The sequence below is a fragment of the Alkalihalobacterium sp. TH-98 genome (assembly GCF_057473385.1).
This window is the reverse complement of record NZ_JBYCKM010000033.1, coordinates 57,463-81,707: the sequence shown is the minus strand read 5'-3', so window position 1 is coordinate 81,707 and position 24,245 is coordinate 57,463. Positions and strand designations below refer to the sequence as shown.

The 24,245-nt window shown below is 40.7% G+C and carries 22 protein-coding genes; 4 read left to right on the top strand and 18 right to left on the bottom strand.

Annotated elements, in window-relative coordinates; translation table 11 throughout:
* Positions 1-269: 269 nt before the first annotated feature.
* Together AC2VNP_RS12500 and AC2VNP_RS12495 are read left to right on the top strand one after the other, a co-directional pair.
* Positions 270-773 carry a sigma-70 family RNA polymerase sigma factor gene (locus tag AC2VNP_RS12500; RefSeq protein WP_486917641.1) on the top strand — a complete coding sequence of 168 codons (504 nt, stop codon included), beginning with the start codon at positions 270-272 and terminating at the stop codon, positions 771-773.
* Entirely contained in the window at positions 763-1,944 is a 1,182-nt protein-coding gene (locus tag AC2VNP_RS12495) for an anti-sigma factor (protein WP_486917640.1), read from the top strand. Before AC2VNP_RS12500 ends, AC2VNP_RS12495 begins: the two co-directional genes overlap by 11 nt.
* A 110-nt stretch (positions 1,945-2,054) precedes the next feature.
* Here the strand turns inward: AC2VNP_RS12495 and AC2VNP_RS12490 are convergent, their stop codons facing one another.
* From AC2VNP_RS12490 to ftsE, 9 genes are all read right to left on the bottom strand, one after another.
* A complete protein-coding gene (locus AC2VNP_RS12490) occupies positions 2,055-3,020 on the bottom strand; it encodes a nuclease-related domain-containing protein (RefSeq protein WP_486917639.1) in 966 nt (321 codons plus the stop codon).
* Positions 3,021-3,337: 317 nt separating this feature from the next.
* Positions 3,338-3,556, bottom strand: coding sequence for a DUF2198 family protein (locus AC2VNP_RS12485; RefSeq protein WP_486917638.1), 219 nt, complete (start codon positions 3,554-3,556; stop codon positions 3,338-3,340).
* A gap of 127 nt (positions 3,557-3,683) precedes the next feature.
* Positions 3,684-4,877, bottom strand: coding sequence for a PDZ domain-containing protein (locus AC2VNP_RS12480; protein ID WP_486917637.1), 1,194 nt, complete (start codon positions 4,875-4,877; stop codon positions 3,684-3,686).
* 108 nt (positions 4,878-4,985) lie between these two features.
* A complete protein-coding gene (locus AC2VNP_RS12475) occupies positions 4,986-6,449 on the bottom strand; it encodes a S41 family peptidase (RefSeq protein ID WP_486917636.1) in 1,464 nt (487 codons plus the stop codon).
* A gap of 166 nt (positions 6,450-6,615) precedes the next feature.
* Complete coding sequence (locus tag AC2VNP_RS12470) at positions 6,616-7,467, bottom strand: VOC family protein (RefSeq protein WP_486917635.1); 852 nt, start codon at positions 7,465-7,467, stop codon at positions 6,616-6,618.
* A 15-nt stretch (positions 7,468-7,482) separates the two neighbouring features.
* Positions 7,483-7,875 carry a DoxX family protein gene (locus AC2VNP_RS12465; RefSeq protein ID WP_486917634.1) on the bottom strand — a complete coding sequence of 131 codons (393 nt, stop codon included), beginning with the start codon at positions 7,873-7,875 and terminating at the stop codon, positions 7,483-7,485.
* Positions 7,876-8,184: 309 nt separating this feature from the next.
* A complete protein-coding gene (locus tag AC2VNP_RS12460; protein ID WP_486917633.1) occupies positions 8,185-9,540 on the bottom strand; it encodes a murein hydrolase activator EnvC family protein in 1,356 nt (451 codons plus the stop codon).
* 36 nt (positions 9,541-9,576) lie between these two features.
* A complete protein-coding gene (gene ftsX / locus AC2VNP_RS12455) occupies positions 9,577-10,470 on the bottom strand; it encodes a permease-like cell division protein FtsX (RefSeq protein WP_486917632.1) in 894 nt (297 codons plus the stop codon).
* The gene (gene ftsE / locus AC2VNP_RS12450) at positions 10,460-11,146 is read right to left on the bottom strand and encodes a cell division ATP-binding protein FtsE (RefSeq protein WP_486917631.1); all 687 of its coding nucleotides are present in this window, start codon (positions 11,144-11,146) and stop codon (positions 10,460-10,462) included. The genes ftsX and ftsE overlap by 11 nt, the downstream gene beginning before the upstream one ends.
* A gap of 433 nt (positions 11,147-11,579) precedes the next feature.
* Here ftsE and AC2VNP_RS12445 point away from each other — a divergent pair, with 433 nt between their 5' ends.
* A complete protein-coding gene (locus tag AC2VNP_RS12445; RefSeq protein WP_486917630.1) occupies positions 11,580-12,518 on the top strand; it encodes a nuclease-related domain-containing protein in 939 nt (312 codons plus the stop codon).
* A gap of 393 nt (positions 12,519-12,911) precedes the next feature.
* Here AC2VNP_RS12445 and AC2VNP_RS12440 read toward each other — a convergent pair whose 3' ends face one another.
* Both AC2VNP_RS12440 and AC2VNP_RS12435 read right to left on the bottom strand, forming a co-directional pair.
* Positions 12,912-13,283 carry a c-type cytochrome gene (locus tag AC2VNP_RS12440; protein WP_486917629.1) on the bottom strand — a complete coding sequence of 124 codons (372 nt, stop codon included), beginning with the start codon at positions 13,281-13,283 and terminating at the stop codon, positions 12,912-12,914.
* A gap of 70 nt (positions 13,284-13,353) precedes the next feature.
* Positions 13,354-14,223: a YitT family protein gene (locus AC2VNP_RS12435; RefSeq protein ID WP_486917661.1), complete on the bottom strand. Its 870-nt coding sequence runs from the start codon at positions 14,221-14,223 to the stop codon at positions 13,354-13,356.
* 94 nt (positions 14,224-14,317) lie between these two features.
* Here AC2VNP_RS12435 and AC2VNP_RS12430 point away from each other — a divergent pair, with 94 nt between their 5' ends.
* Positions 14,318-14,539 carry a hypothetical protein gene (locus AC2VNP_RS12430; protein WP_486917628.1) on the top strand — a complete coding sequence of 74 codons (222 nt, stop codon included), beginning with the start codon at positions 14,318-14,320 and terminating at the stop codon, positions 14,537-14,539.
* A gap of 39 nt (positions 14,540-14,578) precedes the next feature.
* Here the strand turns inward: AC2VNP_RS12430 and AC2VNP_RS12425 are convergent, their stop codons facing one another.
* The 7 genes from AC2VNP_RS12425 to hpf form a co-directional block, all read right to left on the bottom strand.
* Positions 14,579-16,843, bottom strand: a complete 2,265-nt coding sequence (locus AC2VNP_RS12425; protein WP_486917627.1) for a carboxypeptidase-like regulatory domain-containing protein — start codon at positions 16,841-16,843, stop codon at positions 14,579-14,581.
* Positions 16,840-17,151, bottom strand: a complete 312-nt coding sequence (locus AC2VNP_RS12420) for a hypothetical protein (RefSeq protein ID WP_486917626.1) — start codon at positions 17,149-17,151, stop codon at positions 16,840-16,842. Before AC2VNP_RS12420 ends, AC2VNP_RS12425 begins: the two co-directional genes overlap by 4 nt.
* Positions 17,141-17,686, bottom strand: coding sequence for an RNA polymerase sigma factor (locus tag AC2VNP_RS12415; protein ID WP_486917625.1), 546 nt, complete (start codon positions 17,684-17,686; stop codon positions 17,141-17,143). The genes AC2VNP_RS12420 and AC2VNP_RS12415 overlap by 11 nt, the downstream gene beginning before the upstream one ends.
* 236 nt (positions 17,687-17,922) lie before the next feature.
* Positions 17,923-19,029, bottom strand: a complete 1,107-nt coding sequence (locus AC2VNP_RS12410) for an HD-GYP domain-containing protein (protein WP_486917624.1) — start codon at positions 19,027-19,029, stop codon at positions 17,923-17,925.
* A 260-nt stretch (positions 19,030-19,289) separates the two neighbouring features.
* Positions 19,290-20,388 (bottom strand): peptide chain release factor 2 gene (gene prfB / locus AC2VNP_RS12405; protein ID WP_486917623.1). Its coding sequence is split into 2 segments (ribosomal slippage): positions 19,290-20,315 and positions 20,317-20,388, totalling 1,098 coding nucleotides; the frame shifts between segments, so codons are not numbered across the junction.
* Positions 20,389-20,496: 108 nt separating this feature from the next.
* Positions 20,497-23,019 carry a preprotein translocase subunit SecA gene (secA, locus tag AC2VNP_RS12400; protein ID WP_486917622.1) on the bottom strand — a complete coding sequence of 841 codons (2,523 nt, stop codon included), beginning with the start codon at positions 23,017-23,019 and terminating at the stop codon, positions 20,497-20,499.
* A 588-nt stretch (positions 23,020-23,607) separates the two neighbouring features.
* Positions 23,608-24,156, bottom strand: a complete 549-nt coding sequence (hpf, locus tag AC2VNP_RS12395; RefSeq protein ID WP_486917621.1) for a ribosome hibernation-promoting factor, HPF/YfiA family — start codon at positions 24,154-24,156, stop codon at positions 23,608-23,610.
* Between the last annotated feature and the right edge of the window lie 89 nt (positions 24,157-24,245).

Genomic DNA, 24,245 nt, shown 5'->3' with positions numbered 1-24,245 from the left:
GTCCCCCCCTACCTGCATCTATTCGTTTACAATAAAAGAGATTACGGTGGCTTCAAAAGCCAAGGTGCCCACGCACTTAATAAGGACAAACTATCAGTCTCTCGTTCATAAGGCGCTTTTTTACACGGATACTTGAAGAGTCATTTAACCGGTCTACGGCTGCAGTCCTCCCGCCACCTTATTGTCATACTTACATTTTAAAAATTTTTTCCAATATCATTGTAACTTTATTTCGTTTCATTCGTGTTATTAGTGAAAGGAGGAGCGAAATGAAAGAAACGATCGATTCGATCTATGAACTGTATTTTCCACATATTTACCGCTTTCTCCTTTCGCTTTGCCACGATCATTACACGGCTGAGGATCTTGTTCAAGAAACGTTTTTTCGTGCGCATCTTTATGTTGAAAATTATGATGGTGAAAATATCAAATCGTGGTTGTTTACTGTCGCTCATCATGCTTTTATCGATTATGAACGCAAGCGAAACCGAACGGTGATTAAAGAAGAAAGCTTCTTCTCGAAATTGTTTCAAAGAGGAAAAAGTACGGAAGAGCAAATGGTAGTCAGTGAAGAAATTCAGGAAATTATCAACCTGCTTCAACATTTGCCTGAGCAACAAAAACTGGCTGTATTGCTTCACGATTTTAACGAATTGTCCTACCAAGAAGCAGCGACTGTGATGGATGTGACTCTAGCTAACTTTAAAGTCCTGCTATTTCGCGGCCGGCAAGCGATTCGCACACAGAAAGGCGTGAATAACGATGACAGATGATTTTAAAAAGAAACTCGATGCCTATGAAAAAGGTGAACTGACAGGAAGTGAATTGGAACAATTTGAACACGAGATTGAAAAACTAGAAGTCTATCAACAACATTTGGATACAAAAGAAACCACTAAAACAAAACCGGCAAAAGAAGCCTTTAAAACAGGCTTCAATGATAAAAAACAGCGAGATATCTTAAGACGTAGCAAATGGAAAGCCAGGTTTCAGACCGCCTTTACAGCTCTCCTCCTATTCTTAGGTATTCTCATTGTTACATCAATACTCACCGCTGTTTATTACAGCTGGGGAACTCCCGATCGCAGTGAGGTATTACGGAATGTGATCGACCATACATTAACCGTTACCCAACCTGATGGACATTTAGGAGGAACGAGCGTGAATGCTAAAACGTTCTTTCGTATGGAAGCGACCCGAGATATTCGCAAAAGAGTAGGAAATGAGACCATTACGGTTGGAGATATGAAAGTCAATTTCTTATTTTCGATGATGTCTTTCCCAGAAATCAGTCATTACGGTAGACAAAATCAAACTCGACCAATTTTCTATTATCCTAGTGCTAGAGAAGTTTACGCTGAGCCTTATTGGCATCAGCTCGAACAATTACCTGAAGGCACGGTTGCCTCTGCTTATCTGTCTTTTGATCAACTCTATGAAACGAATAAAGTGTTACAATTGTTTGAAGGAAAAGATCTTGATCTGTCTTGGCTGGCTGTAGATACAGGACCAGAATTAAATGATGTTTTTCAAAGCGATGTGATATTCGATCCTATCGGTTTCCCGTCCTATCCGATTTGGCATGAAGATGACATGATCCTCACATCGAGGTCTGAGGAAAAAAGCTTTTTATTTGGTGGGATTGTTACAGAAAGCCGGACTTCGCCAGACTATGAAGTTGGGGACGAAACGATTTTACACGAGCAATTTTTAAAAACACTATCATTTCTCGAACCTCATGAAGACAAGGCAAATCGCATTACTTTCAATCGTTTAAACCTTACCGAGAGATTACAGTATTTAGAAACTGAAGGAATTTTACATTATGGGGTCGTTATTACCGGGCCAACAAAAGAAATTCTAGCCCTGCGTGAAGAACCTTGGGTAACGACTGTGCAGGTGGACGAAGTTACGTTTTGGAATTGGCATCATTTTGAAGAGTAAGCGGGAGCCGGCACGCTTTAAAAAATGGAGTTAACTTTTTAAAAAGAAGAACTAGAAACAGCGCAAACCGGGAACCATTAAATGACAACCGTATCAAACGCATACGACAGTTAGAGTTCTTCCAATTGGGGGAGCTCTAATTTGTATTTTCTTCCTTTTTTCTCTCCAGTATGCTGGAGGTTCAGAGAGGCTAGTAGTTTCGAGGCAACGGAAGTCGAAGGGATTTGAAGAAAGTTTCGTAGTTCTTGATTGGTAATTGTTTTGGCGAAAAGAAGAGCATAGTCGTTTAGCGAGAAGAGGAATGCATCGGTTGAGTGGTAATGACAATGAGGACAGATCCAACCCTGCCCTTTTCTTATCATGGAAAGCTCCTCACATCGCGAACAATGAACGCCCGTCAGCACATCCTCTTTTGCTATCCCTAGCCTTTCGAGAATGTCAGGATCCGCTGTTTGATGCTGTTTGACTAGTAATGTTGATAGTTTTTTCAATGATTTGGGAGGCATTATTTCATGCCTATACTTCTCTTCTACTGAATTTAATTTTTGAGGGATAGAGGCCGCATGAATGACGATATCGACTGGAGCTTGTTTAATAATCGTGGCGGGATTGCTAATAACGATGAATTTCGTGATGGGGACTTGGGGAAATTTATGCTGAGTTAGCCAACCTTGAAGTTGAGCTTGCTGCCGCTTTACTTGGATAATGGGATCTGGGAAACCTTCTTCTTTTTCAGAAGTTTGTCGGATGAGTTGATGGAATGTTTGATCAAAAATTAGTGTGCCAGAGATATTTTTAACTTCGAGGATAATTAAAAAATTCGGGGCCAAAATTAAGGTGTCGATTTGAAAATAGCGTTTTTCACTATCGCTGAGTCTAAGATCATGCAAGATGATATACTCTTGAGGTAAAAAGGATAGATAATAATCTATGGACTTTTCGCCATAATAACCTGCTATACTTTTCGCTAATTCTTCTTCAGCTACACGCCTTTTCGGGTGTTGGTGGGGTAATCTTCTTAACAGGGCTTGAAGCTTCAGAATTTTTACAGGGACGGTTCGGTTTTTCTTAATCAATTGACCACTCCTTTCTTCAGTTGAGTTATAATTCTTTAGCTGGTTAGCTAAATCCTTTATTATTTTCTAATTTTTTAATAAGTGATGGCTCACCTGCGTTCATATTGAAGAGGGCTGAACTTTTTATTGTCCGGTTTGACGGTTTTATTGTCCGTTTTTCAAATATATTGTCCAGTTTCTCATTTTATTGTCCGTTTTGAAATTTTATTGTCCGTTTCCCCTTTTTTATTGTCCAAACTGTGTCTTCGCGACTTTTCAGGCTATACCCAAACATCCACACATAAAAAAACTGAAGAGAGACGCACTCCCTACAGCTTTTATCCACTTCGCTTCTTCATATTCAGCGCAATTCGAACCCCTGCTATAAACGAAACCGCGGCAAAGGTCATGGCGAGCCAATTCATTTGATGTACTTGGACCGCAAAGACCATAATCATAATTGTCACAATCAAGGAACCGATGACACTATACGTAATTCTTGTTCCCACTACCACTAACAGAACTGGTAATCCAATCGCTATAAAGTAACTCAACATAAGTATCTAGCTCCCTTCTCTTATCTATCAATAGTTTTTTCAATAACACCCGATATCAACGGATAAAAAACGATTCAGCCATTTTCATGACTGAACCGATACTATAAGATGACGAAAAAATCGTTTCTTACACAACTGAATTTTGTAATTCATATTCAGCTTTCAATAAAAGTGCACCAAGTTGATGGTGTTGTCCATCGTAAAGTGCGGTTTGCGCAAAGCGAATTTCACCATCTTCATCCTTGACTTCCAACTTACAAAAAGCTGAATTTCTTTGCAACGCATCGTAAAATTGAAGTTGATCATTCACTTTCTGACCATTCACTTTTACAATGACTTCCCCTACACGCAGCTGCATTTTTGCAGCCGGCGAACGCGGAATGATCCCAAGGACCATCACACCCGACGTTTGCGGGGTGAAATGTGCTGTTTTTCTTTCATCTTGTTGCCTCATACGGATCCAAATTATTTCTCTGCCTGCTAGCGCTAAGGACGCTGCAACAAACGCAAGGTACGGATAAAAATATGCCCCTGCACTCAGCAAACCAACTAGTACTCCTAATAAAATAACGCGGCTGCCGGTCTTTTGAATAAACGGAACAGGCATTGAACTCTTAATAAGCTGATGAAAACCAACTAGAAACGGCACGAGAATGATCGAGTACGTGCCTTGCTCCCCAATCGTTAATACTGGCCAGAAATCACCGCCCGGCAAAACACCATTTGGGAGTAAGAGAAAAACAGGAACGAACCACAATCGCTTCGATTCATGACCGCCGACTAACATTCCTCGTTTGCTTTTCAAGTACTTCGGTGACGTATTTTTATGCCCATTCGTACGAATAAGAAAGCCTTCTCCTATTAAAAGAAGCGCCATTAAAATAACCGTATAAACTAGTAAACTTTCACTGAATTCAAATGTAAGGTTCCCGAAAAGTGGAGCTGAAAAAGTCCACGGTCCAAATGCGAATAAAAGCATTCCAAACATAATAATAGGAATGACAAAAGCAGGAGAAATCCACCGTACTTGTGTAGTAGCAATTGCTACTAAATAAACCGCAGTAATTGCGATTAGAAGCTCGATCGAAACTACGATACCCAAACCGATCACTGCGATTGAAATGACCAATCCCGTTATAATTCCAGGAAGCAGTGAAATGACTGTTTCATCTAGAAAATCGTATACTTTCGTATGAAAATCTTTTCGTTCGCGTTTAACCCGAGCTACTCCAATCAGGAGCATCGTAAAAAATCCGATATAAAACAAAGGATGTAAAAAGACATAACCAATACCTTGAAGTAATGTAATCAACCAATCCATAATCATTTCTCTAGTTCCTTCCCCATGATGAATAAAGAAAAAGTACATGCATAGTCTATTTTACTACACATGTACTTCGACAACAGCCTATTAATTTCCTGCTTTAAATCATTCGCTTTGTTTAATAATTAACTCGATTGCTGTTTGGAGCTGACGGTCATTTTTCTCATCACGGATCGCCTCTACAATCGCTTCATGTATCGCGGCAGCCGTTTCTTCATCAATAACCCCAGTAGCATCTAAATTGTTTGTATTCTGAAAAGCACTAACAGCTTGCTCCGTTTGCTTACTAAAATAACCATCTGTACGGCCAGGCTCAAACCCTAACCCTTTTAACATATGTTGGGCGTTTCGTACTTGCTCGTTCAACATATCATATTTTAGATCTTCTTTTACATTTAACGGTGGCAAATAGAAAAACTCAGGCTGAGATACTTCAACCGTCGGCTCTACACCTTCACCATTGATAAAGTTCCCATCCGACGTTAACCACTTAAATAGGGACAGTTTGATTTCACTGCCATCGCCTAATTGAAGCGCTTGTTGAACGGTTCCTTTTCCAAACGTTGTTTCCCCGACAAGATCATAGTTTCCAGCTTCTTTTAATGCACCTGCAATAATTTCAGAAGCTGAAGCACTTCCTTGGTCGATTAATCCGATGATTGGATAGTCTTTCTTTTCTGACAGCGAAGAAATGTATCGAACTTTTTCACCGTCACGATTTTGAATTTGAACGATTGGCTCCCCTGGAGGAATGATAAGCTTACCGATTTCTTCAGCTACATTTAATAACCCACCTGGATTGCCTCGAACATCAATGATTAAACCATCCATGCCTTGATCCTCTAGAGCAGCTAATTCTTTTTCAAAGCGTTCTGCCGTATCTTTTGCAAAAGACGTAATTTCTAAAACGCCAACTGTTTTACCTTTATGCTCTATCGTTTGTACACGAACGGATTCAATTGGGATCTCATCTCGTTCAACGCTAATCTCTATTAATTCCGAACTCGTAGGGCGATCAATCGTTAATACGACTTCTGTTCCTTTTTCACCACGAATTCGTAAGACCGCATCGTATAATGTCAGTCCCTCAATACTTTCGCCGTCAATTTTTACAATACGATCTTTTGGCATTAAACCAGCTTTTTCGGCTGGCGACTCTCGCATCGGTGATACGATCGTCACTTGACCGTTCGTCATATTGACTTCAGCACCAATACCCGAGAAATGTGAATCGAGCGACTCCATAAATTGAGATGCTGTTTCTTCATCCATATAAACGGAATACGGATCATCTAGTGCCTTCACCATTCCTTCAATGGCACCTTCTAATAACACTTTCTCATCGACTTCATGAATATAACGTTCGCTAATCAGTTCCATAGCACTTAGGAACTTCGTAACCGTATCTAGCTCTTCGTGTTTGGCATCAACAGTTTCAGCTAAGACCGGGTGCTTTTCCTCACCAACTTCACCATCTAGGCCATTCACAAACACATACATACCACTTGCACCAATTAGTAGTGAGAGAACGACAGCAAACGCTAGTGTTTTTCCTCTAATATTGTTCATGACTTTCCACCTCTCTTGCAGAAAAGGCACTACATCCAATAGATGCAATGCCTTACCATTCATATTGTTAGTATATGTTAGCCTGTACATTTTATGTTTACTTACTTATTACTACTATACTACAATCTAACGCAAGAATAAAGTGAACCTTCTTTAACATAATATTCTAATCCACGTTTAAATTAATATGATTACCTGAAGGATCTTTCGTTTGGTAGAACTCGCCTTCTTGGCTCACGAAAGCTCCCATTTGCCGTAACTGTTCTACTACCTTATTTCTTGCAGCTTCATTCGGAAACTGTATGGAGAATGCGTCTAATCCAACCTGCTTTTCTTTAGGTGAAGGGGCACCAACTCCCGCCCAAGTATTTAATCCAATATGATGATGATACCCTCCGGAAGACATAAAAAGCGCTTGGTCTCCGTAGCGACAAACGACATCGAAGCCCAATCCCTCCCGATAAAATTGTTCGGCTTCCACAAGATTGGAAACGTGTAAATGAATATGCCCCATCACTGTATGAGAAGGCAGCCTTGTCCACTGTTTTTCTCTTGCCTCGGCAAGGAGGTCTGAAAAATCCAATGGATCAACAGTCATCTCAACTTCTCCACCTCTCCAATTCCATTCGGATTGATTTCGATCTGCATATATCTCAATACCATTACCATCTGGATCTGATAAATACAGCGCTTCACTAACTAAGTGATCCGATGAAGCGAAACGAACTCCTTTATGTAGAAGGTGGTTGACTATATTGGCTAAGTCAGCACGCGTAGGCAAAAGTAAAGCAAAGTGATACAACCCAGTGGTAGGAGTTGTCTTCGGAATAGCTCCTTGGATTTGTTCAAGCATGACAAGGGTTGTTTGACCATCAGCACTTAAATGAGCAGTTTGATCTGTTTGGCTTAATACCTGAAATCCTAGTACCTCCTTGTAAAATGTTATGGCCCGTTGGAGCTGTGCCACCTTCAGGTTAACTTGTGCTACAAATGTATTTGGTTTTTGATGAAAATTCATACCAACCCGCACCCCTTACTCAAATTTATATGAAATCATGACATTATCTAATGCATACATGGACTTATTCGTAATTGCTAGATGTATAGACATGGCCAATAAAGCAAGGTCAAACTCATATCCACCTTGAAAGCCTGCAGAAAGCTTTACCGTTAAAATCGCCCCCATCATAATGATAGCCAGTAAAATAGACACAACTCTAGTCCCGATACCGACAAGGAGAGCAAGACCCCCAATCAGCTCTATCGATGCAACCACATAAGCTAATAACCCCGGAAGCCCTACACTTTCAAAGAAACCAACCGTATGAGCCATCCCACCTTGAAACTTACTCGATCCATGAATGAAGAAAATTAGGCCTAACACAACTCTTAAAATAAACGATCCGAATTCAAACTTTCTTAACATGACCTCGTCCCCCCTTATCTATTTTTGTATTCAGGTAGGAGGGAGAATAATACTGTCACTATTATTATTAGTTTATGATTTAACTTGGAGTAAGTAAATTAATTAGGTTTATATACATGAATAATTTATAACCCTTTACCGAATCAAAAGTATCACAAACTCGCTTGCCATAGAATATCTCAAAGCAAAACGCCGGTAGGACATATCCCGCCGGCGTTTAAATCGTATATTATGGGGAAAACGATAAAAAGACATGTAAATCATTTCAGATCTACACGCCTTTTTTTAAAATTGTCCATTTCGAACGATTTATTGAATATAGTTTATCGGGTTAACTGAGTTTGACTTGGCACCATTCCAAGGACCTCTATGCACTTCAAAGTGTAAGTGAGGGCCTGTCGACGCCCCAGTAGAACCCATTGTACCTATTTGCTGCCCACGACTGACACGCTGACCGTTTGACACTGAAATGGTATGCATATGTGCGTAAAGTGTTGTTAAGACTTGTCCATTCACATTATGCGAAATCATAACCGTATTTCCATAACCATTCATATATCGAGCGGCAATGACTGTTCCGCCTTCAGCTGCATAAATTGGAGTTCCTGTACTGTTTGCAATATCAAGCCCATGGTGCATTCTTCCCGCACCAGTTATCGGGTGGATACGCATTCCATAACCGGAAGAAATTCGCCCATTTGCCGGACGCATTAATGTCCCGCTTCCAGTTGAAGGTGCAGATTCAACCGTAGATGGTGATGAGTTGCTGCGACTTGGTTGCTGCTGTTGCGACTGTTGCTGCTGCGACTGTTGTTGCTCTCGTTGTTGTCTTTCAAGCTCACGTTGACGCTCTAATTCACGCTGGCGTTCTAACTCTTTCTGACGCTCTCTTTCTTTCCACGCCTCAAGCTCTTGTTTCATCGCTCGTTCTTGTTGAGCTAGGATCGCATCTGCATCTTCTAGGTCACCAAGGTAACCGTGAATTTCTTCACCTTTAGCAATCAGCTGTTTAACAATGCGATCTTTTTCTTTCTTTTGTTCCTCAAGGTGAGCCATTAAGCGCTCAAGTTCTATTAAGTGATTTTCAAGTTTTACAAGTTGTTCTTCTACTTCCGCTTTCGCTTCCTCTAGTAATCTATGATCCTCTAAGTGCGCTTCTAAAATATTACGGTCTTGTTGAGCAATCATCGTAAGTGCGCTTAGACGATCGAGGAAATCACCAAAGCTTTTAGCCCCTAAAATAACTTCAAGGTAACTCACACCACCGCCATTTTGATACATCGTGCGAGCTCGATCTTTTAGTAATTCATCGCGCTCTTCAATTCGTTTTTCAATAATGACGATTTCTTCTTTTAATAGCTCAATTTGCTCACGTACTTCTTCAACTTCTGCTTGCTTATGGTTAATTTTTTTATCTGTCTCAGCTACTTCTGTATCTATTTTTCTAATATCAGCTTCAATTTTTCTTTGTTCTGCTTCTACTCTTCTTAATTCAGCTTCTTGCTCCGCGGCTTCTTTTTGATTTTCTTTACGTTCCTCTTCAATATCAGAAATTCGATTTTCTAATGTTGAATTCGCCCAAACAAAGTTCGGTCCAAAGCCTGCAAACACTGTACTGACTGCTAATACGAATGATAACACGACTAATGTACTTCTTCGCCTCATCCACTAGTTCCTCCTCGTTCTAAATACTTCTGTTTTTTAGGCTTTTAAAAACTTTCGAACACTCATCATACTTCCCCAAACACCGATAAACGCGCCAATCACAAGAAGAATACCTGCTACTTGATAAATCGCAGGGAACACTGGGACAAGTTCAAAGAACATTACTTCCAGTCTCGAACGCATAAATTCAAAGAAATAAGAATATCCAGTTACAAGTAGAATAATAGGAATTAACGCCCCAATAATACCAATGAGCAATCCTTCGACAAAGAACGGCCAACGGATAAAGCCATTAGTAGCTCCTACTAATCTCATAATTTTAATTTCTGGCTTTCTCGCAACGATTGTCATTTTAATCGTATTTGAGATTAGAAACATCGCTGTAAACATCATACCAGCGACTAAGATAAGACCGAATGTCCGCATAAAATCAGTAACGACAAACAATCTCTCGACAACATCTTTTCCAAAGTTAACACTTTCAACGTTCGCTAACTCTTCAATTTCTGCTGCTACCGTTTCTGTTAACTGTGGTGTATCTGCTCGTACAACAAATTTATCATTAAATGGATTTTCTGAACGCAGCCCTTCAAATACTGCAGACATTTCATCCATACTTTCAATAAACTGATCTAATCCTTCATCACGGTGAACATATTCGATACTTTCAACATGCTGTACATTTTCAATTTGTTGCCTTAATTCATCTTGCTGCTCTTCATCAGCCGTTAACTCAATATATACTCGAATTTCCACGTCATCTTCAACTGTTGATGCGAGATGGTTCATGTTGAGGATTAATAATAAGAAAATCCCCACTAAGAAAAGCATAATCGTAACCGCACTGATTGAAGCGAACGTCATCCATCCGTTTCGTCCAAGATTTTTAAAACCTTCTTTCCCGTGACGAGTAAGGGTTCTAAATTTCATATCCGTAGTTCCCCCTTATTTCATCGCGGACAACACGTCCACCTTCAATGGCAATAACACGCTTTTTAATCGTATTAACGATCTCTTTATTATGCGTGGCCATAACGATAGTCGTCCCTCGATTATTGATTTCTTCTAATGTTTCCATAACTTCCCAAGCTGTATCTGGATCAAGGTTTCCCGTAGGCTCGTCCGCAATCAGAACATTAGGGTTATTCACGATCGCTCTAGCAATGGCAACCCGCTGCTGTTCTCCACCAGACAGCTCACTTGGAAGAAAACGTGCTTTATTTTTTAACTTAACAATCTCTAATACTCGCATGACCTTTTGCTTGATTGTCGTTGGATTTTCCTCGATTACTTCTAAGGCAAAAGCAACGTTTTCGTAGACGGATAACTTAGGAAGTAGTTTAAAGTCTTGGAAAACCACTCCAATTTTCCGACGAACAAGCGGAACATTTCGATCTTTAACTTTTGCTAGATTTGTACCGTCTATAGAGATATCACCTTTTGTCGGTTTTTCTTCACGGTACATCATTTTTATAAAAGTAGATTTCCCAGCGCCACTTGGACCTACAACATATACAAACTCGCCTTTACCTATCGTTATATCGATTCCGTTAATAGCACTTACGCCATTTGGATACGTCTTCCATACATCTTTCATATCTATCAAAACAATCACTTCCTACACTAGTTGGAATTCGCTTGACTTCAACAATAAAACCTAAAAATAGAAGTCTATCGCCAATACGAAGACTTTACTATCTGTTTTTCTTTGAGGATTGCTGTTGAAAGGTACTCAACAACCTCAATTTCTGTCGATTTTTCTAATCTAATATATTATAACACCTTTCATTTTACATGGGGGTTGCTTTTTATTACAATTCTATTTCAATTTCAGTAGAGATTGTGTAAGAATTTGGGGAGTTTTTTGTTTTTATGGAAAAAGGAGATCGACTTTTTTGGACTATATTTGGTGTCGAACTTTGCCGAATGCATGTGTAGAGGGGTATTGGTATTTTTTGGGTGGATTTGGTTAGGTTTTTTCTTTGAGGTTTCTAGCAAATATAATTTGTAAAAGTTGGAACCATTTCATAAAATTAAAAATGAATAAACGAGAAGGAGCGTGGTTTATGATTGTTAAAGATCGGCATGAGTCATTAGAATTAAAGTTATTTCGATCATTAAACACCCGGATGAACTTAACAGTTAGAGAAATCAACTACTATTTAAATCTTGAAAAGGGCTTTCAAGGAGAGTGTATGTTTGATGAGTTTTTAAAGAATTTATCTGGTGGACCCCTAATATTAAATGACCTTGTCTTTGAGCACAACAGCACTATTTTTCAGATCGACAGTCTTTTAATTGCCCCTAAAAAGGTATATTTTATTGAAGTAAAGAATTATGTAGGTGACTTTTTAATTGAGAACGACAATTGGTTTTCCCTCCCCAAAAAAGAAATAAAAAATCCCTTACTCCAATTAAAAAGAAGCGAAGATTTATTAAGGCGACTCCTCCAAGACAACGGGATGAACTTCACTGTTGAACCACATCTAGTCTTCGTCAATCCCGACTTTTATCTGTATCAAGCCCCTTTAAACTTACCTATTATTTTTCCCTCTCAGATACACCGCTTTCTTGAAAAAGTGAACAAGAATACACCAACTATAGATCATAAAACACAAAAAGTTATAGAAAGAATTCTATCTATATCATTAAGTGAATCCCCTTATGTTAGACACCCTCCCTACACTATCGAGCAACTGAACAAAGGCATTTGCTGCGTAAAATGTAACTCTCTATCTACTCATTCTGACACCCATGATGATTTTGTGATTTGCGCCTCTTGCGATTATAGAGAACCTATTGACAGCGCAATTTTTAGGATGGTTGAAGAGTTTAAACTCCTTTTTCCTACTATTAAAATGACCACTAACTTGATATTTGACTGGTGCAAAGTAATCCATTCGAAAAAAACAATTCAACTTAGCCTTTCCAAGCACTTTAAACAAAATGGAAATGGGAGATCGACATATTATGAGTGAATTGGAGTTATATAGGGGAACGGGTTTTCTTGAGGAGAGAGGTTTAGGTATTTCCACTTGCTGTAAAAATAATGGGCTACGTTCCGCTTTAGATCGGTATTTTTCCTTTTACTGTAAATATAATCGTCTAAGTTCTGCTTTAGATTGGTATTTTTCCTTTTACTGTAAATATAATCATCTAAGTTCCGCTTTAGATCGGTATTTTTCCTTTTACTGTAAAAATAATCGTCTAAGTTCTGCTTTAGATTGGTATTTTTCCTTTTACTGTAAAATTAATCGTCTAAGTCCCGCTTTAGATTGGTATTTTGAATGATAGCTCCGGAATTATTCCCATAAGAAAAAGACTTCTCAACTATACTGAGAAGTCTTTTATCTTATTTGCTTTTATAGATCTTATTGTTCCGCTAACCAAGCTGCAAGGTTTTCTGCTTCCTCACCTTCAACTAAACCTGGTTGCATTGGCCCCATACCTTCAGCTAACACGTGGATGATTTCATCATATGTGTAAGCTCCATCAGCTAACCCTGGACCAATTCCGCCTTCAAGATTTCCACCGTGGCAGCTCATACATTTTGCTTGGTATGTTGCCTCAGCCCTTTGTGCATCGTATGTAGCTCCTGTTGTTTCTTCTGCAGCTTCTCCAGCTTCTTCTGCTGGTGCTTCTTCTACCGGCTCCTCAGCTGGCGCAGCCTCTTCACCGCCACCGCCACAGGCTCCTAATACTAAAATAGACGCCCCTGTTAATGCCATTAAGAACTTTTTCATGATAAGCAAAGACCTCCTCACTCTAGCATATTTGCAGGAAATTATACCCTACAACGTAATTATAACTCATTTATTGGTTTTTAAAACCCTCACCAAGTACCTCAGTAGCGTTGGTGACAACAACAAATGCAGATGGGTCGGCACTTTTCACTATTTGTTTCAATTTTGTGACTTCTGTTTGATGAACGACACACATCAGAACAGGGCGCTTTTCGTTTGTGTAGCCGCCATAACCAGACAGTTTCGTGACACCTCGATCTACATCTCTTAATATACTTTGCCTCACTTCTTCTTGTTTATTCGAAATAATTAATGCAACTTTTGCATAACCCACACCCATTTGAACTAAATCAATGGTTTTCCCCGTTACAAATAAGGCAATTAAGGCATAAAGAGCAAGTTCGATATTAAAAACAATAGCAGAAGTCGTTACGATCAGACCGTCTAGAATAAAAACACAAGCACCGAGTGAGAGCCCTGTGTATTTATTAATAATCTGTGCAGCTAGGTCGGTTCCTCCTGTACTAGCCGCAGAACGGAAGACAATTCCTAATCCTAACCCCACTCCAATTCCGCCAAATAACGCCGCGAGAAGCGGGTCTGTCGTCGCTGGTTCTACATTCCTGGTTAAAAACACGACATAAGGTAAAAATAACGTCCCAATTAACGTCTTCACTCCGTATTTCATGCCGCCGAGCAGGAGGACACCTAGGATAAACAATGGAATGTTAAAAGCCCATTGTGTAAACGCTGGCTCAATCCCAAATACATCATAAACGATCGTGCTAATCCCACTAACTCCACCCGAAGCAATTCGATTAGGGAGTAAGAAAAGGTTAAAGGCAATGGCCACAATCGCAGAGCCAAGTAAAATTTGACCATACTCTAGTACCATACTAACCTTTGGATTCAGGTGATTGTCTCTTTTTCTTTTCATCATCATCATCATTATGTCTACACTCACTTCTATGAGGAGGTACCAGGCACCTTTAACGCACTAAAGGTGCCTGGTACCCTTCCGTAATTTTAATCCGTTGGATAGTATAGCACCGGATGAAAAATGTGTAAATAACAGCCAATTAACGCTTTACAAAGGTAAAATTCCTGACTTTGTATATAGCATTTCACGACTCGCTAAATTTATCCGAATGAACGAAAAAGGGGGGGAGGTGAAAAAAAGCGGTGAAGATGGAGATGAAATAGATGGTGAAGATGAAAAAGCGGTGCCAGGCACCTTCAATGCGGTGAAGCGTTGAAGGTGCCTGGCACCGTATAAAGAGAAGACCACCGCTGGGTTAGCGGTGGTTGGCGAGTTGTTCTAGGAATTGTTGGTTGTTTGCATCGGTGATCGCTGGCAGGAGTGGTTGTAACGCTTCAGCTCCCTGTTTCAAATAGACCTCTAAAGCTTTTCTTAGTTGGTCATCGACCGTTACTCCTTTGACATACGGTGTCCAATCGACATAGGCGCGGAACTTTACGGTATGCGCTTCAGCTAATGCGACGATGGTCTCCATATCTGTTCCTAAATACATTTCTAGTGCGAATAATTGAACAACAGCCTCATTGGAGCGGTCATTCTGTAACGCTTTATACTGCCATTCTCTCGCTTCTTCCCACAGCCCACGCTCCATTAAAGCCCTCGCGTGGAAGTAATTATTATAATTCCAGAAATAGTGATGACCTTTTTGGGCGGAAAAAGCCTGTTCATACTTTCCAAACCACAGATCGTAAGCTTCCCAATCTTTTTCTCTATACGCGTTTTCCACGAGCTTAAAGTAATAATCCGGATGGCCTGTCAAATCCGCTAACTGTTCCATGTACGTATAATACTGCTCATTCTCAATTCGATGATCACGTCCTCGGTCTTTGTGGGCTATGATTTCAGTGATCATTTTTAACGAGTGAACGTCATTCGGGTTGGCCTCCAAATCTCTTTGATAAGCCGCTAAAGCCTCATCCAATCGTTCTTTCAAAAGCAACCGATCAGCGGCTGTTAACTCTCGAGCCTTCACTTGGAAAAACGGAATATCACCGACCGTTTCATCCTTTAACCGGTGCCCCGCACTTCTTCCAACTTCCATCCCAGTTTCATCGAGTGCCCGTACGGACCAAGAAAATTGTCCTTCGGGATTAGCAAGCCCTAATAGTGTTTCTGGCTCTAAAATAACATTTCCATCCTCGTCTATAGAATACGAACCTGATGACTCTAAGTACCAAAGCTCATGAATAGGGACTGTAATCGCCGTCTCTTTGATCCCTGCCCACGCTGTAAACGTAATCCCGCCATTTTTCATCGGAACGAAGATTAATACTTCGTACGTTTCAGCTTCTTCTATAGGCACCCACTCAAACGTCATCTCGTCCTCTACAATCGCGACATTGTTCACCGGCTGAACGACATCCATTAATGGGCGAAATGTAATATCATACGTTAGTTCCGTACCGTAATCGACATTTAACCAATCATACATATCCGCAGCCCATGAATAGCCGTCCACATGATGAAATTGGAGACCTAAGCCTACTTGATAGCTGTTCGGCACGACATCCTGAAAATGATAATACCCATTCTCATCCGTTTGCGTGACATAGTAGTCCATCTCAACATGAGCACTACGATGAACATTCGAAGAATCTCGTAAATAAACGTACACATTTTTAAGAGGGTTTCCGTCCGTTCTTTTAATTTGGCCTTCTACCGTTCCAAAGTCCTTCTTCTCCCCGCCATCCGCCTGAATCTGCTCAATTCGTTTTTTTATCCCAATGAGCGGGTAGTCATTCTCATCATAGTATTGATAATCCTCTTCGAATGTTGACCTTTGTAACGCAAAATTCTCTTCCCATTCTTCGATAACCTCATAGGCTTCAGCTAACCGCTTGTCACGAAGCAGGGCTTCTACATAGAGCTTCGTCCACGATTCTGAAGGTTCATACGTTAGATCATGCTCTGCTAGTCGCTCTCTCTCCTCCTTTTTGATTTGTAAAAGAAGATCTATGGCTTGTTGGGAAGCGCCGTCCTCTAAAAGAAACTGGGCACGCGTCAACATGAATTCTTCATTAAAATAGTACGAAGCATGGTTCTTCCATTCGCTTTCCTTTTCAAGTAAAAACGCAATCGCTGCCTGGGCTCCTTCTGTTTTTCGAATATAGTGAGCATATTCGTTCACCGCACTTCCGTAATCCCAGTTGTATTGTTTGCTATTTTCAATATAAAAAGCGAGGTACGGTGCAATTTCATCGAGGGTAAATCCGCTCCAATACGCTTCCGTTCCCTCCCCCATTGAAAGACTAGGACTAATATAAATTGGATGATCGTTTCCTCTAGGCCACGAAGAGACGATATATTTGTTGATAAGATCTAGTTTTCTTGAGGTGGTAGTCGCGTTTTCAATGAGCTCGATGATTTCTGCACCCGCTTGCGGCTTATTTTCTTGCAGCATTCGGTTTACTTGGTATTCGTTGACTAAAGGTATTATTAAAAAAATGATAAGTAAAAATAAACCGATAAAGCCTACACTACCAAAAAGTAAATGCTTTCTTTTCATCCGTACCTTCGTCATTTTTCTCCCAACCTCTCCTCGATCATTTCACTCCAGTAGATGCTTCCTTTCATATCAACCAGCTCGCCCTTGTGTTCGGTTTCTTGGTTAAGAGAGACGAAGGGTAACGTTATGACCAACAGCAGCGCACAAACCGTTGCTGAGGCAGGTACTAATGGTATATCAACTTCATGATTCAACCATCTGTTCAGTCGTTCACCCCACGTTTTCGGGTGGGTTCGTTTGAGGACAGCTTCTGTTTTTTGAAAAGTGTGTTCTTCTAATTGTTGTTGCAACTTTTGTTTTATATGTTGACGATTATCGTTCATACATTTCACGCTCCAACCGTTCTTTTAATAACTTTCTTCCACGAAACAGATTGCTTTTCACTGTGTTTTCTTTCATATCAAGCAATTCGCTAATCTCGGACACTGAGTAACTTAAATAATAGTAGAGCGTTAGCACTTCCCGATATTGATAGTCTAGCGCTTTCAGATGGTTAACTAACTCTTCGTCTCCTTCGATTTGAAGGACAATATCCTCAGCGGAGGTAAAATCAACCGCATCAACGTCCTCTTCGTCCCGCTTTCGCAGGAAAATATGGCGAAAGCTCCATCTTCTGAGTCGCCGGCGACAAAGGTTAATCGTAATCGATGTCATCCAGCTTTTTAATTTATTGGCATCAAGCAGCGTATTAATTTTTTCATAGGCCGTAACAAATAAATCTTGCACGACCTCTTCTGCTTCATAGCGATCTTTCAGTAGAAGAAGGGCCACCCTAAAAAAGTAATCCCCATACAACTGCATAAGCTCCTGCAGCCCTTCCTCCTCCTTATCCTTCAAACGCCGCACTAATTCGTCCATGTGACCTCTCCCATTTCCAGCATCGTTCCAACTACTCTCTCTAAGGGTATCTATACAATAGTGCCACCTCAACCCTAAAAGGTTGCAAAAGAAGAAAAAAATTTTCAAAAAGGAAAAAAAGAAGATTTGAGAATGGGAAGTTATAAAAAAAGAGGAGACAAAATGGGGATAAAAAGAGGATAAAAAAACGGTGCCTGGCACCGTAATACCACCGTAATGGCAACCAACATTAAAAGTTAGAGCAGTGCTTCTGCTTCTACTACTTCGAGGCAGAGGTTGGCTCTAGCAGATAAATCTACTTCATACGGGGTTACTTTTTGCTGCTCTTCATCTCTAATAATTCGCACGACAGGCCGTCCCGCTGACTTAAAATCATAATTACAGACAATGCCTGTGCGACCGTCATTTAATGTAACCGTTAGTCCTTGCGGGTAAATCGCAACTGAATCTTTAAATAGTTTCACCTGGTGGGTATCAAACTGTGTTCCGCTACCGGCATACAAGATTTCTAATGCCCGGTGTGGTAACATCGCCGGCCGGTAGACCCGGTGACTCGTGAGTGCATCAAAGACATCAGCAACACTCATGATTTTGGCGTATCTATGAATTTCTTCTCCCTTCAAACCTCGAGGATAGCCACGACCATCCATTCTTTCATGGTGCTGCAGTGCACAATGCGAGACAGGAATAGGAATTTCATATACTTTTCTTAAAATCTCAAAACCTAATTCACAATGCGCCTTCACTTGGTCATATTCCTCTTTCGTTAGTTTGTCAGGCTTATTAATGACTTCAAGCGGGATGTACATCTTTCCTAAGTCATGAAGTAATGCACCTAGACCAATTTCTTCAATGTTCTTGATCGGCATCCCATTTGCAATCGCTAACTGACAGGAATAAATGGCTACATTGACGCTGTGAGTATACAAATAGTGATCGTGAACTTTTGTCGTTGCAAGTAAGTTTAAAGCCACTCGGTTTTCGGATAAGCAACTTAATATCTCTTTAAAAACTTTTTGAAAACTCCGAAGCGCCCTTCCTGTCTTTATCATGTTTTGTGTAATCGATGGTTTTCCGTTAAAGTCAGCAAGAGCATTTAACCCATCCGTTATGACGTGTACAGCTTCCATCCTTAACTCTTCAGGGATGGACTCAATCACATCAATGCCTTCTGAGTCGTCATCTTCTATGTATATAGTAAAAATATTATATTTTTTTAAGCTTGCTAATAGATTTGGAGTTAGCTCCGTTCCTTGTCGTAACAGGATATTACCGTTGTCATGGCGTATGGTCTTCCCTAATTTCACTCCCGGTTGGCATCTATCTATCGTAATTAACCGCATACCGTTTTAGCCCCCTGCCGCTTATTCTCTATCCGAATTTGGTAATTTAATTGTCTATGTAATCATTACTCCCATTTTTAATAAACCTTGTTGCCCTATAAGCCTATCGACTCATACATATTTTACTATTAACGGTACAGTAAATCGACAAGTTTTTCCCTATTTCTACAAATAAATGTCGAATATAATAATAAAAAATGGTACGTGGCACCTTTATCGGACTAAAGGTGCCACGTACCATTTAAAACGTACCATTTAAATTACATCATCGAACGCAGATAGGAGTCGATGAAACCGTCGAGATCGCCGTCCATGACGGCGTTTGTGTTTCCAATTTCAAAATTCGTACGGTGGTCTTTGACTAAGCTATACGGGTGGAACACGTACGAACGAATTTGACTACCCCAGCCGATGTCCTTTTGTTCACCACGGATTTCTGCAAGCTCAGCTTGTTGCTCTTCAATTTTTAATTGATAGAGCTTCGCCATAAGCATTTTCATGGCACGCTCACGGTTTTTAATTTGCGAACGTTCGGTTTGGCATGTCACTACTGTATTCGTCGGAACGTGTGTAATACGGACAGCTGAATCGGTCGTATTAATATGCTGTCCACCCGCTCCACTTGCACGATACGTATCGATCTTCAACTCTTCCGGTGACACATCAATTTCTACATTGTCATCCAGCTCCGGCATGACTTCACACGATACGAATGACGTATGGCGTCTGCCTGAAGAATCAAACGGTGAAATACGAACAAGACGATGAACGCCTTTTTCCGCTTTCAAATAGCCGTACGCATTATGCCCTTTAATGAGCAGCGTGACACTTTTAACTCCCGCTTCGTCCCCAGGTAAGTAATCGAGCGTTTCGACTTTGAAGCCTTTTTTCTCCGCCCAGCGCGTGTACATACGAAGCAGCATCGAAGCCCAGTCTTGTGACTCAGTACCACCTGCCCCAGGGTGTAACTCTAAAATCGCATTATTTTTATCATAAGGCTCGCTTAACAACAACTGAAGTTCGTACTCATTTAGCGCTTTCGCTAAACTTGTAACGCCTTCGTCCAACTCATCCATAAATGAGTCGTCCCCTTCTTCTTTCGCTAGCTCATACGTCACTTCAAGATCATCGTATTTCTCTTGTAACTCTTTATACGTCACAACCATTTCTTTCAACGCATTCGATTCATTGATGATTTGCTGCGCCGTATCTTGATCATTCCAAAACTCCGGTTCAGCCATGCGTTCATCCAATTCGCTCATTCGAGTCTCTTTGGCTTCTAAGTCAAAGAGACCCCCTAAAGTCCGCTAATCGCTTAGCCATTGTTGACAATTCTTGCTTTACTTCTGTTAAATCCATCTGTCCTTCACCTCATTAAGTAATTGAACCTTTTTAATATATGCCAAACGCTTGTAAAAATTGAGTGCAAAGAAGCAGATGCAACAAGCGCATCTGCTCCGAAATCACTTACATTCTACCGCAGCACTGCTTATATTTCTTACCGCTACCGCACGGGCAAGCGTCATTTCGACCAACTGTATTATTATTTCGTACAGGCATCTTCTTTTCTTTGCTTCCTTCACCAGCGGCCGCACTCATATGAACCGCTTTTCCTTCAGCGACTTCTTTACGCTCAAGGTTTTGCTCGACTTGGGCTTTCATGATGTACATTGCCACTTCATCTTCAATCGAAGCGACCATTTGCTCAAACATTTCAAAGCCTTCAAACTTGTATTCACGAAGCGGGTCGTTTTGCCCGTAAGCACGTAAATGGATCCCTTGACGCAATTGATCCATTTGGTCAATGTGGTGCATCCACTTGCGGTCAACCGAACGGAGCATAATTACTTTTTCAAACTCACGCATATGCTCGCTCGTAAACTGCGCTTCTTTTTCATCGTAAGCGGCTTTCACTTTTTCTAAAATCAGTTCTTCCATTTCTTCTGGATCTAGACCTTTCAAGTCTTTCTCCGTAATTTCACCTTCAGGCAACAACATCGTTTTAATGAAATTCTCGACAGCCGTTAAATCCCAGTCCTCAGGAACTTCCGATTCAGGCGTGTGCAACGCAACATTACGCTTCACAACCGACTCAATCATCTTCTGTACGATATCACGAAGGTTGTCAGATTCGAGCACTTCCATACGCTGTTTGTAAATAATTTCACGTTGCTCACGCATCACATCATCGTATTGTAAAATTTGTTTACGCGCATCGAAGTTGTTTCCTTCGACTCGCTTCTGAGCTTGTTCAACCGCACGGCTTACCAGTTTACTTTCAATCGGTTGATCTTCTTCTAAGCCTAACCGGTCCATCATCGTCTTCATGTTATCCGAACCGAAACGACGCATTAACTCATCTTCCATCGATAAGTAGAATTGCGATGTACCCGGGTCCCCTTGACGACCGGAACGACCACGCAACTGATTATCAATACGACGCGACTCGTGGCGCTCTGTACCGAGAACAAATAAACCACCAAGATCTTTTACACCATCACCAAGCTTGATGTCCGTACCACGACCAGCCATGTTTGTCGCAATCGTCACAGCACCTTTTTGCCCAGCGTTTTCAATGATCTCAGCTTCACTGAAGTGATTTTTCGCATTTAAAACGTGGTGAGGAACTCTCTTCTTCTTTAAAAGATTAGAGACCAGCTCAGACGTTTCAACACTTACCGTACCAACGAGAACCGGCTGACCTTTTTTATGAAGTCCTTCGATTTCGCTGACAACCGCATTGAACTTCGCTTGCATCGTTTTATAAATTAAATCTGGACGATCTTCCCTAGCAATTGGCTTGTTCGTCGGGATGCTCATAACGTCCATACCATATACTTGCTGGAATTCTTCTTCTTCCGTTTTTGCAGTACCCGTCATCCCGGCAAGCTTTCCATAACGACGGAAATAGTTCTGGAAAGTCGTTGAAGCAAGCGTCATACTTTCACGTTGGATCTCAAGACCTTCCTTCGCTTCAATCGCTTGGTGAAGCCCATCACTATAACGACGACCTTTCATCAGACGACCCGTAAACTGATCAACGATAACGATTTCACCTTCATCAACGACATAATCCGTATCACGGTGCATCACAACATGCGCTTTTAACGCTTGATTAATGTGATGATTCAGCGATACATACTTTTGATCGAATAAGTTATCAATATTAAAGCCTTTTTCCGCTTTATTGACCCCTTCTTCTGTTAAAAGAACCGTTTTTGTTTTTTCATCGACTGTATAGTCATCTTCTTTACGAAGAGAACGAACAAATGCATTCGCTTGAATATATAAATTGGTTGTACGTTCAACAGAACCTGAAATAATAAGCGGTGTTCTCGCTTCATCAATTAAGATCGAGTCTACCTCATCAATTACAGCAAAATAAAGCGGGCGCTGAACCATTTGGTTTCTATAGAGCACCATGTTATCACGCAGGTAGTCAAATCCGTATTCATTGTTCGTACCATAGGTGATATCCGCAGCATACGCTTCTTGCTTTTCTTCTTTTGAAAGACCACTTACGTTTAAGCCAACTGTTAGTCCTAAAAACTCATACAGCTCTCTCATGATTTCGCAGTCACGACGAGCTAAGTATTCGTTGACAGTAACAACGTGAACACCTTTTCCAGTTAACGCATTTAAATAAACCGGTAGTGTTCCAACAAGTGTTTTACCTTCCCCGGTTTTCATTTCCGCAATGTTTCCATTATGTAAAACGATCGCACCTAAAAGCTGCACTCGGAACGGTCGCATTTTTAAGACACGTTCAGATGCTTCGCGAATCACCGCATACGCTTCCGGTAGTAGTTTATCTAAAGATTCACCATTATTGTAACGATTTTTGAATTCTTCGGTTTTCGCACGTAACCCATCATCCGATAGTTTCTTCGTATCATCAGCTAACGCTTCAATCGCATCAACGATTTTCTCATATTTTTTCAACTGTCGTTGACTCGGATCACCAATTACTTTTTTCAATAATCCCATCATAGTAATTCTCGTCCTCTCTTCCTCTCATTTCGACGAATGGTAGCGGATAGTTGTATCCTCTATGACCAACTCTACACACTTAATCTCAATTTTATCAGTTTGCACCTTGACTTACAAGGTAACACCTTTTTCCACAGTTCCTACTACTTCGATGCCCGGCAAAAGAAACCCTTTAATTTTTCTCTGGGTGGTGGCAGTGCGCGGTGAAGGCAGTTGAGGTAGCAGGTACCTTTATCACTGTGAAGGGATAAAGGTACCTGCTACCTCATTAATTAAACGACACTTATTTGCTTAAAATTGATCACAAGCTGTGTCAAAAACAATAAATACAGGCCTCTGGGTTTCATATGAAGTCAGAAAGTTCACTTTTCCAAGAAATAAGGCCCCTGGAGTCCCTAATTTCCATTTCTCCGACATCCCGTTCCCGCTTTCATCCATAGATATCACCTTACCCGAGCAAAACCACCAATAGGCTATACCTTCCCTACCCAAGCATGTTCCACCACGCAATTGACCCTACCATCTCCTCGCCCCCAAAACAAAAAGAGCACAGCTGAAAATTCAGCTGCACTCTTCTCTATTTTACGATCACTCAGGCTCAATTAAGCCGTAGCGTCCGTCTTTACGACGATACACAACATTAGTTTCTCCGTTTACCGAATTGTTGAAAACGAAGAAGCTGTGACCAAGCATGTCCATTTGTAGAACCGCTTCCTCAGCATCCATTGGTTTGAACGTGAAACGCTTTGTACGAACGATATCAATATCTTCGCTGTCGATGTCTTCCCCAGTGGAAGGCTCAATATCATTTTTGAACATATATTTAAGGGTACCGTCTTGACGGAACTTACGATTAACTTTAGTCTTGTGCTTACGGATTTGACGCTCTAGCTTTTCGACTACAAGATCAATCCCTGCATACATATCCGCATGCTTTTCTTCAGCACGCAGTAATAGTTGCGGCATTGGGATCGTAACCTCAATAATATTCTCGTTATTTATTACTTGCAATTTCACATGCACCTCAGAAAGAGGGGTTGAATCAAAGTACTTCTCAATCTTACTTACCTTTTTTTCTACATAACTTCTTAATGCTGGAGTTATCTCTAGGTTTTCGCCACGAATGTTAAAGTTCACAGTGAAACTCCTCCTTTCCTATGTATTATAATATTCTATATACCCCTTTATTAATCCTTCATAACCTTCATTTATTTTATGGCAAAATC